This window comes from Deferribacter abyssi (assembly GCF_049472655.1).
Lineage (GTDB): Bacteria > Chrysiogenota > Deferribacteres > Deferribacterales > Deferribacteraceae > Deferribacter > Deferribacter abyssi.
Genome location: NZ_JAQNCS010000005.1, coordinates 11517 through 26128, shown reverse-complemented (window position 1 = coordinate 26128; position 14612 = coordinate 11517). Strand labels below are relative to the sequence as shown.

The following is a 14612-nucleotide window of genomic DNA, read 5'->3' as shown; positions in this document are numbered from 1 at the left end:
CAGTTGAAAAAAATGTGGTATTTTAAGAGAAAATATGTAGTTTCTAGAATAAAAATATCATCGATATCTATTTCGTTTTATAAAAAATCTTTAACAAATCTTTTTTACTCATTGGCTTATAAAAATAAAAACCTTGAAAGTAGTCACACCCAAAATCTCTTAATATTTTAAATTGTTCTTCAGTTTCTACTCCCTCTGCAATAACCTTTAAATTTAATTGTCTCGCCATGAAAATTATAGATTTCACCAAGTTTATAATTTTCTGATTACCCGGCAATTTCTTTACAAACTCTAAATCTATTTTCAAATAATTCACCGGTAAATCAGCTATAAAAGACAAAGATGAATACCCTGTACCAAAATCATCCAATGAAAATTCAATACCAAGTTCTTTAAGAGATTCTATTTTTTTTAAGATCTTTTCGAAGTTGTCAAAATAAATACGTTCTACAATCTCCAAAATTAAATTAGATGAATCTATTTTGCTTCTACTTAACAAGTCGGTTAACTTAGATTTCGTCATAGGTGATGTTAATGTTTGTTTCGATACATTTACAGAAAACTTCATTGGTAATGATAATTGTCCCATACAATCAATCACGTTTTCAAAAACAAAATATTCTACATCAATTATTAAATTAATAGATTCTAGATATTCTATAAAATCCCCTGTTGGGATCAATTCCCCATCTTTAAACCATCTTAATAATGATTCTACTCCAACAATATTTTTATATCTATCAACATATGGTTGATAATAAACCTCTATTTCCTTATTCTCAAGCGCCTTTTCAAGTAAGGTCTTAATTTCTAAACGTCTACGAGAGCCAACTTCTATATCTTTATTATAAAAACCAACTCTATCCTCTTTAAATTTTGCATCCAATAGAGCTATTTGTGCACGATGCATTAATTCTTCAAAACTCTTTCCGTCTTTTGGATAAGTCACCACTCCAAATGTAAAATACAATCTAATAAAATTACCACCCACATAAAATGGTTCTAATAATTTTTTTTGTATTTTATTAATCACCAGCAATATATCATTAATATCTCTTAGTTCCTTCAAAAAAATACCAAACTTGTCGGATTCTAATTTTGCAATAATATCATTATCTCTTAAAACTGCTTTTAATCTATTTGCTATCTCATTAATGATTATATTTCCAACATTAAAACCAAAAACTCTATTTACATCCGCAAAACTTAAAGGATTAACTATGACTATTCCCAAAAAAGTATCTTCACCTACTATAGATTTTATATAATCACTTACAATTTTTTTGAGATGATTCCTGTTAACCAATCCTGTCACCTTATCATAATTCAACAATCTATCCATTTCATTAAGTAATTTATTCTCATTTGTCAGTCTATTACATAAAAATATAAATTTCTCATGATTTTTATTTTCAGGATCTGCCACAATTGTTGTATAAAAAAGTTTCTTATTACCATTCTTATCAAAAAAATTAATAAACGTCGATAAAGTCCCTCCCTTCTCAGTTAAAGACATAATATCTTTAGATAACTTCTCGTTATCTATTATCTCTGAAATTTCGCTAATATTTTTTGATTGAAAATCAATTTCTTTAAATAAAAGAACGTCCTCAACATCACCAACAATTTGTGTAATATTAAGATCTTTATCAGCTACAATTACCAAATCAAAGCTTTTTTCAAGAGCATCATAAATTAATCTCAATCTACCTTTTTGTTCAAAATGCATTAACAAAGATTTTACTTCCTTTAATAATAGATCAAAATATGTTATAAAATTAATATTTTTTGAATTTAGAAATAATATTATTCCTTCAAAAACATGTTTGTTCTTCTCTAAAGTTAAAATTAAAGGATAAAAATTTAAACTATTAAACATATTATCAAGACATACTATTTCTTCACTAGAAGTTACATTACTTAATAAAATATTCACAAAATCTTTAAAAACAGATTCCGATATACTAATTTTTTCTTTAAAGTAGATATTAACATTAACTTCATCTTTTGTGTTAAACCTTTTGAACCATACCACTAAAGGAATATCTAAATTTTCTGAAATTATTTTGATTAACTTCAATCTCAAATTATCTATATCAATTTGCTTAATGTACATATTAAGTAAACGATAAATAGTATCGTATACCTTTAATTGGAACTCTAATCTCTCTTGTTGCTTAACAAGTTGAGTAACATCTCTAGACAAATCAACAAAATTAATTATTTTATTGTTTAACAAAATAGGGATTATTATTTTATCAAGATAATATAAACTACCATCTTTCCGCTTATTAATGATACGACCTGAAAATATTCTACCACCTTTTATTGAATCCCATAACTTTTTATAAAAATCATTATCATGTATCCCTGATTTAAAGACGTTTGGTTTTTTACCAATCAAATCTTTTTTATTATAACTACTAATACGAGTTACAGCATCATTACAAAAAGTAATAAAACCATCTTGATCCGTAAAAAGAACCCACTCATGAGAAACTTGAATTGCTCTGCCTAATACTTCAATCTGATTCAAATTATCTATCTTCTCTAATGCAAAAGATAAATTTTCTTTAATACTTTCCAGCAAAACAAAACAATCATCACTAAAAGGTTCTTTATAACTATCATCAATAAGCAATATATACTTTACTTTACCATCTTTTTCTATTGGTATAGAACAAGCAGAATGTATATTATATTTACAAAAAAATTCCTTCCATACACGCATGCAGCTACTATTCTGAATATTATGAATTGCTACAACTTTATTCTCTTTATAAGCTTGTGCAACTGTTCCTTGTCCATAAATAGAGGCAGTATCAATACTTATAGTTAGACTTTTAAACTCTTTTGCAGCTTGCTCATTATTTGCACAACTATAAAGCATATTAAGTTTTTTGTTTTTCTCATCTATCCTACCATAACCAACAATCGAATACCCAATAATATTTACTAAAATATCACATGCTCTATTTAACAGTTTAACTTCATCCATCTCTTCAACAATTAATTTATTGATATAATACAATGCCTTATAGAGCTTTAAGTACAAAAACTCTTTAGTCTTATTAACAACAATAACAAAACCAGAATATTTTCCTTTAAAATTTATTGTATAGGATATCGCATCTACATACACTAAAGCAGATTCTTTATCCTTAAACGTATAATTATAATATTCTAACAGTAAGTTATCTCCATTGAGCCTTTTATTAATTACTTCTTCTATTTTGTCTTTATTTTCATATAAAAATTCTTTAATACTATGCCCTAGAAGCTCCTCTTTTTTAGAAAAACCTAAAATTTTTGCCATACAATCATTTGTTTCTACAATAATACCATTGTCTTGATAAACATAAAAACCTACTACGTTTGACTTTATAAATATAGATATAAAATCGTCTGTTTTTAACATATGTCTCAAATATAACGTTTTTTTTATTTCAAGCTAACATATTTAATCATCATTGTCAATTCTTTTTATTTTTCAAGATGTTACATCGTTTTTTTATTTTTTTCTATAAATCACAAATCGGTCTATTTTATTACCAACAAATAAAACAGTGTGTCATTACAGTAAAATAAAACTGAATCACTTAAGATTTTCTTCAATTAGTTCTAGGACTTTACATGGAATTTTTACTTTTTTTGGATCTAACACTCCAACTATTTTCCTGAGTTGTAAGTTTTGCTTAGATAAATCAACCATAAATTCAGGAATTTCTCCTCCTTTTGAATTTATAAAAATTACTACCATAGGTAAAGTAAGTTTTTGTATATTAACTTTCGCAATTATTCCTATTTCACCAGTATTTAACAATACTATAGTGCCAACAGGATATATGCCAGTGTTTCTAATAAAAAATTTTAAAACTTCTTTATTAAAATGATTGTCTGCCCATCCCATCATCATCTTAAGAGCCTTAGCTGGCGAAATTCGAGGTTTATATACTCTTTCACTAGTCAAAGCATCGTAAACATCAACAACAGCCCCTATTTTCCCCTCTATGGAAATTTCAGCATCTTTTAACCCTCTAGGATAACCTGTACCACCAGCCCTTTCATGATGTTCATAGCATATTTTTATTTCTTCATCAGATAAACCTATGTGTTTCAAATAATCACATCCATATTCTACATGTTTTTTCATAATCTCAAACTCATAATTTGTTAACTTACCTGGCTTATTTAATATTGTGTTAGAAATTTTCATTTTACCTATATCATGCAACAAAGCTGACAAAGTAACTTTATGAGTAAATTCTTCATTTTTCTTTAAATTAACAGCTAAGCTACCAGCAAATATACTTACATTTAAGCTATGATGAAATGTATAATCATCATAACTTTTTAATTTAGTAATACTACAAAGTAAAGCCCCTTTTTTAAGGATTAAATCAGATAATTCTTTTGTTATAAGTTTTACTTTCTTTAAGTTTAATAATTTCCCTGCTCTAACATCATTTAAAAGACTCTTTGTAATTTCTAAAGCTCTATCGTAAACACTAGAAATATCACTTATTTCCTTCTTACTAATAAAATTTTCTTCAATATTAATATCCTGTTCTTTAATTTGATAATCTTTTTCGCTCTGATAAGATTTTTTTCTTTCAACAACTACTTTTTTAACACCATTCTTTTTAAGCTTTCCCTTAGTCTTACAAAGATGCTTTTCATCCTTTATTACAAATTTATGTTTTATAAATGTAGTATCTAACCATGAAAAACCAACCAATTCTATTATTCTATCACCCTTTTCAAGTTCAGATATTTTTATTTCTACTTTCCTCATTTTAAAAGTATACAATATTATTGTAGATTAAACAACAAGTATTAATAATATAAGCTATTGACATTCTCCTCTCCCTGAGGGTAGTTCACCTGTCAATCAACATCCTTGCTCGGCGTTCCCTGTTTAATATGATATTTAATACCTTTTTTGTTACAAAATTCTATTAAATCGTTAACTATTTTTTTGTAAAATTCATCGCTGTATTTAAACTCATTAGATTCAACATTATAATTTAACTTTCCAAAAATAATGTTGTCTACAAAATCAATTTTTTTGAGTATCCTTTTTATGTCCTGTTTCACTATGTTTGGAGTAGGGTAAGGTTCAATACTAACCCATGTAAAACAACCTTTATCTGACAGTTTTTTTAAGCTATTTATTCTGTCTTCGTAATTTGCAGAAAAAGGCTCATATTTCTGTCTAAAACTTTCATTTAAAGACACTAGAGTTATTCCATATTCATTTTCTGAATGAAAATTTTCAAATTGAATTTTATCAGGATATATACCTTTCGTTAAAGTAGTTACAGGAATCCCGTAATTATTCAATTTCTCAATTATTTTTAAAGTTAATTCTATTACTTCTGTATAACCATACATAAATGGATCAGTTGTAAAACATAAATGAACTTTATTTATTTTCTCTTTATATTTTGGTATTTCCTTGTCCAATAGTTCTAAAGAGTTTTCCACAATTTTTGGAGTAATCCAATCATGCCAATTTTTTACTTTACCAAACCTCCTTTTCATCATAAATGCATAGCAAGGATACTGGCAACCATGAGTACAACCTTCTACATGGTTTATGGTATATCCAGCATATTCAACTTTACTCTCGTATAATAAACTTTTTCTCTTTATGGCCAACGCTGGTTTTTTCTTAAAAATTTTATCATTATCTTTAATATAAGTTCTTTTTCTTTTGACTTCGTTTATAACCCTGTAAACTCTAATAATATTTTCTTGTTCTAACTCAAGTAATGCTTTCATAATATCAGCTTCTTGATAAGGTGTTGAATCTATTAATTTGTCTAATATTGAAATATAAGGAATTGATTCTTTTTCGGGAATTATGCTATTTATTATTGTCTCTTTGATTTCTGGAATTCTGAATTCATCCAAATCACTTATCAATACCTGATTATTTCTTTCTCCTAAATATTCTATTCTTCCATAATTAAAACTTCCAAAAGTGCTTTTAAGAATAGAACAGGCTTTTAAGTGGTTTGATAAATGTAGTAAATAATAGTATGTCCTTTGTTTGTCTTCAAAGTTTATTTTATAAGGTATCACATATTTGGCAATCTTCTTAAAATTATTCCTGACAACAGTCATTAACTTTTCTTCTCTATTTTTGCCGTAGTAATTTATGACTTCTCTCCAATTATCTCCACCAAACAATTCATAAAATTTTTCTTTTAGATTCTCGTAGGATAAAAATCTGTTGATAGTGTTAAACATGAAATTATAAAGTATTTCATGCTTTTTATACTTCATTATTTCAGTAAAAAAACCATAACTTATTTCTTTAAAACCGTATGGATCAAAAAAATAAAAGCCAGCTCCCTGTTTTGTTTCGTTTATAATATCTGCAATAATATCACTTACATCAGCGTTTAGTATATGAATTCTTGAAAGATAATCTTTAAACTTATTGGTTACTAAATTTTTTAAATAGTTAAAGTTAACCTTGTCCTTTTCAACTAAAAATACATTAAAATCTTTTTTAGCATACTTGAGATTTTCGATAAAAGTACTTATTGCAATTATAGGAGAACCGTCTTTTAACTCCCCCGTTTTCGCATCTTTCCACACTCCATTGCCAGCGTTACAATCAACATAATAGAGTTTTTCAAATCCACCAAGAATTTTTATCCATGCACTTAAATAACGTTTTATAAGCTCATGTTTTACAGCAGTATGTTTTTCTACAATCCACTTTTTACCATCATTTGATTGTTCAAACTTAGGAGTCACTTTGTTCCTTCTCCTTAATCCACCTATCAATCAACATTCTGACAGTATCAGAAATCGTTCGATACTCCTGTTTACTATATTTTTTTAGCTTTTCATACATTTCACTGTCAAGCCTAACGTGAATTTCCTCATATTTCTTCTTTTTCATATGGATAATATGATCCATATATATTATCTTGTCAATAAAAAAACTATTGAAATTGACACACTTTTGCCTATATTATATAATATAGGGGGTGGGAATAACTGGGAGAGGTGGAAGATGTTAAATTTAATTTTAACGCATCCTGAATACGTTGGTTTAAGTATTTTAGGGTTTATTGTTTTATTTGCTGTTATAAAACATAAAAAATCTCCTAAACATATCAATTATCCAAATTCTAGACAACCTCAACAACAAACTCCCAACACTGAAATCGAACAAATCAAAAGAGAATTATTAGCCCTGAAAGAAGAAAATGAGCAGTTAAAACATAAACTTAATAAAAAAGAGAAAAGCTCTATCGTTACACCAACAGAAATAGCAAAAGGCTATATATTAGGTAAGATAGGATTAAACATAATTAGCTATGCAATTATTATTATTTTTGGTATTCTAATTGCTGTTGTTTTTTCTTAATAAAAAAATAAAGAGCCTCAATAAGAGGCTCTCTATTTCTTTATAGCTGGATTATCTCTTAAGAAAGCAGCATTAGGTAGGTCAACCTTTAAGTTTTTATTTCCTACCTTTAAATACATTTCTGCTCTATTACTATCATCTACTTTTTGAAAACGTGGGTCTTTTTCTAAGAGCGGGTCTGATTTAAATTCAACATCTTCATTTTTAACTATATTCTTTCCTTTAATAGGATTAAAAAAATCTCTCTTAACTTGTTGTATGCTTTCGTTCCATTCTTCTTTTGAAGGAAATAAATCTGAGAACATTTTTACGCCACTTTGTAACCCCAACATCGCAATATCGCCTTTACTTCCTTTTAAAACTGTTGCAGTTGCTCTCGATATACCAAGTGCTAATAATGAATCTTTAATATCTTCACTACTTATTTCACCATCTCTTACTTTCCTATACAAAATTTGAGCATACCCCCTTATAGCCGTCATCTTTGGATCGCTACCCTTTAGCGCTGCTTCGCTTACACCAAGAACGGGCGCTAAATCCCTCAACAATGCAGTAAACCCTTCGTCATATCCAGCTTGATACAATTTCTTATTGGCAAATACTGCTCCCAGCCTTTGAACATCCCAACCTTTCTCCTTAGCAAGCTCGGCAAACTGCTTTAATCCCTCATATGTTTCGCCATACTTCATTTCAAGAGCCTGTATCGCTTTGTTAGGATCATTTTCAAACGTCTTCCAAAACTGCTGAGCCTCCGACTTATCCATCAACGATGCCATCATTGAATACTTAGCAATATTATCCTCAGCCTCTTTTTTAGATATCCGCCCATCACCATCAGTATCCCAAGCTTTAATCCTACCATCCATCATAGCCTCCCTAAACATTGATTCAGAAGCCACAGCTTTCCTGTAAGTATCCCAATTGCCCCAATATTGTAACCTGCTATACCATTCGCCTTTATCCAGTTCATTTTTACCCCGCTGTATTGTATAAGCATCCTTAGGAGTTAAAGAATCTATATCGGCATGCAACTTAGCGGCTCTTAAAGCACCAAAGGCAAGATTCTGCCCAGAACTGGTGTTAACATATTCTCCAAGTTTACGTTCTCCTTCCCTGACTTCAGTTGTTCCTTTTTGCATACTTGTTATTCCTTCATGCGCTGAATATCCGCCAGAACCAGTTACTTTCGCCGCAATCTCTTTACCAAGAACACTCGTTAAAACTCCAGACTTCTCTAATGTTTTAACCGCATTCATTACCTCCTGATCCCCAAGTTTCGTAGTATTTCTTAACTCTTGACTCATTTCCCTAAACTCATTTGCATGTTTTATGTCTCCCTGTCTTTCAAACCAGTTAGCAACCTTATCATAATAACTGCTCATAAACGTTAAAGCTTCTCTCGCCCTGTCAGGCGCTTTGAGCGTTGAATCTATATTCGCAACGCTATCCATTCCCAAAGCTTTACCATGAAGATTCCAACCTACCTGTTGCTTAATGTAATCAGATTTGGCTATATTTACCAATTTGTCATAAGAACCAGTGCTAATTATTTTCTGCAATCCCACAGTATCTTGAACATTCAACATTTGCTCGGCATTACTAATACTACTTACCGTTTGCCCAGCTCCCATCCTCTTAACAACATCACCAGCGCTCATTCCTAAAACTTTTGACGCCCTATCTACCTGTTCCATAGCTCCAGTTTTGTATTGATAGTCCATTAACATATCATGACGAGCAGCCTGATAAATTTTTGTAACTTTATCGACGCCGGGATCACCCAAATCCTGAGCCGTAACATTTTGTCGTAACCACTGCCTAACTTGTTCCGGATTATATGACGCTCCAGCAGTAACCATTGCGCTCCTTGCCATACCATCGGCAATTCTTCCTGCAACCCAATTACCACCATAAACAACTATAGTAGCAATTGCAGGGATACTCATCGTCATAAAACCAGTAACGCCTATCATAGAATCGGCATATTGAGCATATATCTTAGCCGTTAACATTGAATAACCACTATTTACCAACTCACTTATTAAAGCGCTTTTCTTTAACGCCATCATAACCATTATACTATTCATAACCGAAGCGATAGGATGCCATAGTTGAATCCAAAATAACGATAGAATATAACCCTTTATAAATACCCACCCTCTAGGAAATAAAAACATTATCAACACTATCGGGAAAACCGCTATCATTATGGCTTCCATAACGTTTCTGTATGCAGGAATATACTCAGCCGCATAATATGCTAAAGACTTTCCTTGTTCGTTCGACTGTAAAAAGGATAAAATACCAGAATACGCCGTCAAATCTTTGCCAGCTTCAAAAGCCTCGCTTATTACGCCATTAAAAATACCACGTATAACCGCATTCTGCATCAAGGATTGTTTCATTGTATAACTGACGTCAGTAAATGTTGATAATACATTATTCATGCTAAGATAAGCCGTAGCAAGTCTTGGCTCAGAAGTGTATTTTAAAAAAATATCGTCTATATAATCCTGCAATGCCGGTTTTAAAACGTTTTCGCAAGCATATTTACAGGTTGTTTCAGTATCCCCTATTACGGTAGGCAGTGTCCATCTTGTTCCCAATCCGTTCGGGAATCTATTACAATTGATTGTTCCATTGCTATCGGCAAATTGAGAATGTTTAAAGAAAATATCTATATCAACATCGCTTGCCGCCATAATCTCCCATGATAAACAGTTTTCGTAATAATCTTTAAAAAGTAAATTTCTTTTTGTATCCAAATCAAAATTTCTAATATCTCTCATACTTTGAAAAGCTCCGCCTAATCCTATTTTAGAATACTGCAAAGCTTCTATCACATCGTTTTGTTTGCCGAACAGTATCGTTGTTGTAGGTATAGCAAAAGCTTGTTCATATACTTTTGTAAAATAATATCCTATTGCCGATACAGTTGTCGCTCCATACGCAAAACCAATAGGAACATTATCAACAACATCTACTTCGCCAGTGTTCTCATCATATATAGTTACACTTGCTTTACTCCAAAAAAACAACCCTAATATCAAAATCGCACCCGCTGGATATATAAGCACATCATACTTTTTAGTATAAACGCTATACACAGTTGCCAAAACCATACCTATGAGCATAACAAACTGTAAAAGCCTGCCATATGAAGAGCTGTTCATAATCATTGCAATTGCATTCAAAGTCGAACTGATGACAGGCAAATTGCCAAAACATCTATAAACAAAATCATCGGCAAAACTTACAACTGGAAACAACAATATAAACAAAGAAAAACTCAGCTTTCTCATCTAGTACCTCCTTAATAACTTAAACTACCTAAGGATTTATTAAACTTATTCGTAAATGTTCCAGCGGTAATGTCGCTTTTGGCATTCTTTAAAGATTTTATAGCCTCATAGTTTTTATAGAATTGTTCTACTTTTTTTCTTTGTTCAGCAAAATATCTATGAATATCGCCCCTAACCGAAGCCAAATTAGCTTTAAGTCTATCTAATGCCTCATTGATTTTTTCAGGTGCTCTATGATTTGCCAAAGCAATCGCAGCGTTTGAACTGAGCGCTTTTTCTGTGTAAGCGGCAAAAGCCTCAACTAACCACCAAGCATAATATTCTGATAGTTGCTCAATTTCCACAAAAGCTTCAGCGGGATCATCTAAATAGATTATCGCTAAATACATAATCATATCTGCAATATTTGGTATTGTAGCTAAAGCTATAGTCTCCTTTTCAATGTCTGAAACATCTGTCCCTACAGTTATCTTTTGAACAATTGAAACTAAAGAATCTCGAATATTATCTTTTAAGCCAGCATAATTTTCTTCTTGAATACTCATATCGTTACATGTTGCATTTACAAAACCAGCCACAGAGCATGATGAACCGCAATCATAAAACCTTACTTTGCCACCATACACTAAATTTTTAAAATCCTCTATATTCTCAAAAAGTGGATAACGAGGAATAACTGTAACTTTAACCTTCTCAGGATCGCTTATACTACAACTGCCATCACCGGGAAACCACTCTATAGTCCCAAAAGCGCTCATTGCCCAATTTGCGTAATCATCACTCATTCCAGCGCTTCTCACGGCATCGTAAATCAAATTCCCTCTGGTGCTTTTAGAGTAGTCATCTGGATCACTGAAAATATCTTTTATCGCCTCAGCCGTAGTTCCTGCCGACCCGCTTGCTATATCCTTTTCTATTTTTTTATTCTCATATCCAGTTGCTATTTGACTCCCTAAGGTCATACCCAATTTTTTGCCAATTTCACACACATTACCGCTTAATTGTTGAATCCAACGAACATATTTCTGAATCTGCTCAAATACATGAGACACGGTAGGCAAAGAATAAGCTAAACCTATGAGCAATCCCCACATTAGCGAAGCGCCACCTTGCTGTAAAAGCTGTTCAATCATATCGATATTTAGGATTGATAAAAAACCTGCATTAAAATCCATTCCTGAACAGGATACTCTTAACTCTGGAGGCCTAAAAGTCGCAAGAGGAGGCAGGTTAGTATTATTTAACCTTACACTCATTGATCCGCCAAAAAAACCTACATTGCTTCCTACTTTAAATTTTCTCGGCTCACTAATGTTCGACAATACGTCGTTACTGCTTATAAAATCATCCAAAGCATTGCCTATACCGGCATACAAAGAATTAGAAAAGATCAACAAAGCCAATATAAAAGCTATACTGCGTCTCATCTATTTCCTCCTAAAACGTTAATATTTGACACACTTACATTGTTAGGATTAACTCCTGATTTGGATAAAACATTATAAAAAATCTCAGTATATTCACCCTTCCATTGCTGGAAAAATTCCTCTTTTGTGATAATACCTTGCTGTAACAAGAAAGATTTTAAGTTAAGCTCTATTGCTGACAACGGCGTATACCCTTTAGCTATAACCTGAAAGACATCCTTCTCTGGATAATAAACCGCAAACGTTGGCACAGAGGTAATTTGAAATTTGTAAAACAATCCCGGAGCAACTCTCGTAGGAAAAGAAAGTGAGTCGTCTTCATCGTCTTTACTAAAAACAACTCCTCGAACATCTATGTCATATTTTCTTGCAAACATATCTATGATTGGCTTTTCAGCCTCACAAAACTGACAACCTGCTTTGTAAAAGAAAAGCAAACCAACCTTATCCCTTGCTTTCGCAAAAGCATCCTTATAAATTTTATTTTTCATCCTTGACGCTATAGGCACTGCGAGAGGCTGTTCAGCATAACCTTCAAGCGGATAAACCATGTCGCCGTAATTGAGATATGTGTCTCTTAAAGTTCTCGATATTTTATGTAGATGATTAAAATATTTCGCCTGCCAACCTAAAAACTTTTTAGCGTTTTCTTCGTTAGGATTCTTCAGAAAATTGGCTATAACAGGCACTCTTTTAGCTTCGTCAGTTAAAGGAAACTCAAAATCTTCGGGACTTGTATTTACTACTTTCTTCTTTTTTTCTTGTTTGGATGGTGGTTTAATAATAGTAACCCTTGTTTCTTTTGATTTATTATCATTTTTTACCTGTTTTTTCTTTTCTTCAGTTTTTTGTTTAATAGGGTCTTTATACCAGAACCAACCTTTTTTCGGATCATCCTCTTTAAAAGCAGTAGCAAAAGTATTTATTGACAATAGTATGATAAAAATAACGAAAACCTTCCTCATCTATTTCCTCCTTTCACGCAGCGGAGACCCTGTCGTTGACGGCAGGGAGGAGCTGCGGCTTTCTTTCTATTAAAAATGTTTTTGCTCTTTCTAAAAGCCTTAGTTTTTTATAACTCACCGATGGACTTATCTTTTCTCCGTCAAGTTTTCTCAAGTCGAAATATCCTTTTGTCCTTAAAGCATATATAAAACACTCAATGCCATTATAAGATACCTTATCAAATCTTCTAAAACCAAAAGCCTCTTTTATTGTATTAACCTTTCTTTTGCCTCCTTTAAGCAGTTTTGCCTTATACAGGCTTCTATTTTGTCTTCTAACCTGTTTGATGAAATAAAAATATCCTAACCTTTTTTGATCCTTACCTCCAGCTATACAGAAAGCATCGTGGTAACGTGTTTTTTCAAGCCCTAAACTTATACGCATACACTTGGTAATATAGCCGTAAGTATGAGAGACTTCGTAACCCAACTCTTTCAACTTATTCACTATTTTCCATCTAACCGTAGTCATGAAAGTTTCAGCTTTAAATTGCATGGGCGGATTAAACCTTTTTAAAAGGTCGTATTCCATACCTTTTTCGTGTATGAGTTTATGACATGTTCTGCACAATGTTATGAGATTATCTGGCTTATCTGTGCCACCTTTGTTTCTCGGAATAAGGTGGTGAACTTCAAGCACTTTGTTTTTTGTTTTGTTTTTACAAAGACGACAGGTATGACCATCTCTGTAAAGCACATACTCCCTAACGTTCCAAAAACCTTTCTGTTCTCCATTTTGGTATTCAACACCAGAAATTGATGGATTTTTAATTTTCTGAATGTCAAATGCTGCAACCTCAACTACAACTTTTGAAACCGGCAAAATTTTAGCCACTTTTTTGACGAGTCTGATATAGCTGTCAAGTTTATGTTGGATACTCGGAGGCAGCCAGCCTTCACTTCTTCCCCTATTAAGAAAACGAGGTTTTCTGTACCAGAGACGGTTTCTTCTTCCCCTCCTGTATTCCTTTCTTTTCTGTAAAAGCCTTGATATATCAGAACGAAGTTCAACCTCAGCAGAAAACAATTCTCTTTTATCCGTAATAGCGGATAAACCAATATATTTATATCCACTATCCACACCAAGAGTTACGGGTTGTTTATAACCCGAACACCTATACAAAAGTTTAATGGTAAATGGTGTTCTTTGAATAACTTTTGCCTTACCCTGCTTGAGTAATATCCTTGCTTTAGCAGGATGACAGGGCATCAAAGGTTTACCATGTTTGTTTAAAACATACACTACCATAAAACCTCCCTATTACTCCTAACAAAAAGGAGTTATCTCCGCCAAAAAGCGGGTTAGTCGCTCCTCGGGATTGTTATGGCGGGTTTTTAAGCCTGCCACACTGAGAGTTTCCTCTCTGTTTAATGACAGGCCACAGAGCTCCGGACTGGAGCAGCATCCGGAGGTGTGTCGGTTAAACCATCTCCGCCATAACTGCTGCACGTTACCGCGCCCCCTAATCACCCAGTTGCCCTCAAGCCT

The 14612-nt window shown here is 32.1% G+C and carries 9 protein-coding genes; 1 reads left to right on the top strand and 8 read right to left on the bottom strand.

Annotation, left to right across the window (positions count from 1 at the left end; genetic code table 11):
• Positions 1-67: 67 nt before the first annotated feature.
• From OWK30_RS03950 to OWK30_RS03935, 4 genes are all read right to left on the bottom strand, one after another.
• On the bottom strand, positions 68-3418 hold the full coding sequence (locus OWK30_RS03950; RefSeq protein ID WP_423323781.1) for an EAL domain-containing protein: 3351 nt from the start codon (positions 3416-3418) through the stop codon (positions 68-70).
• 177 nt (positions 3419-3595) lie between these two features.
• Positions 3596-4795 (bottom strand): HD-GYP domain-containing protein, encoded by a 1200-nt coding sequence (locus tag OWK30_RS03945; protein ID WP_423323779.1) that lies wholly within the window; start codon positions 4793-4795, stop codon positions 3596-3598.
• 92 nt (positions 4796-4887) lie between these two features.
• Positions 4888-6771: a three-Cys-motif partner protein TcmP gene (tcmP, locus tag OWK30_RS03940; protein WP_423323777.1), complete on the bottom strand. Its 1884-nt coding sequence runs from the start codon at positions 6769-6771 to the stop codon at positions 4888-4890.
• Positions 6761-6937: a hypothetical protein gene (locus tag OWK30_RS03935; RefSeq protein WP_423323776.1), complete on the bottom strand. Its 177-nt coding sequence runs from the start codon at positions 6935-6937 to the stop codon at positions 6761-6763. Before OWK30_RS03935 ends, tcmP begins: the two co-directional genes overlap by 11 nt.
• 96 nt (positions 6938-7033) lie before the next feature.
• Here OWK30_RS03935 and OWK30_RS03930 point away from each other — a divergent pair, with 96 nt between their 5' ends.
• Positions 7034-7390: a hypothetical protein gene (locus OWK30_RS03930; protein ID WP_423323774.1), complete on the top strand. Its 357-nt coding sequence runs from the start codon at positions 7034-7036 to the stop codon at positions 7388-7390.
• Between the two features lie 32 nt (positions 7391-7422).
• Here OWK30_RS03930 and OWK30_RS03925 read toward each other — a convergent pair whose 3' ends face one another.
• The 4 genes from OWK30_RS03925 to iscB are packed head-to-tail and all read right to left on the bottom strand — an operon-like array spanning position 7423 to position 14372.
• Entirely contained in the window at positions 7423-10692 is a 3270-nt protein-coding gene (locus tag OWK30_RS03925) for a conjugal transfer protein TraG N-terminal domain-containing protein (RefSeq protein ID WP_423323772.1), read from the bottom strand.
• 11 nt (positions 10693-10703) lie between these two features.
• Positions 10704-12119 (bottom strand): conjugal transfer protein TraH, encoded by a 1416-nt coding sequence (locus OWK30_RS03920; protein ID WP_423323771.1) that lies wholly within the window; start codon positions 12117-12119, stop codon positions 10704-10706.
• Complete coding sequence (gene traF / locus OWK30_RS03915; protein ID WP_423323769.1) at positions 12116-13084, bottom strand: conjugal transfer protein TraF; 969 nt, start codon at positions 13082-13084, stop codon at positions 12116-12118. Before traF ends, OWK30_RS03920 begins: the two co-directional genes overlap by 4 nt.
• Positions 13085-13097: 13 nt before the next feature.
• Positions 13098-14372: an RNA-guided endonuclease IscB gene (gene iscB / locus OWK30_RS03910; protein ID WP_423323767.1), complete on the bottom strand. Its 1275-nt coding sequence runs from the start codon at positions 14370-14372 to the stop codon at positions 13098-13100.
• Positions 14373-14612: the final 240 nt, after the last annotated feature.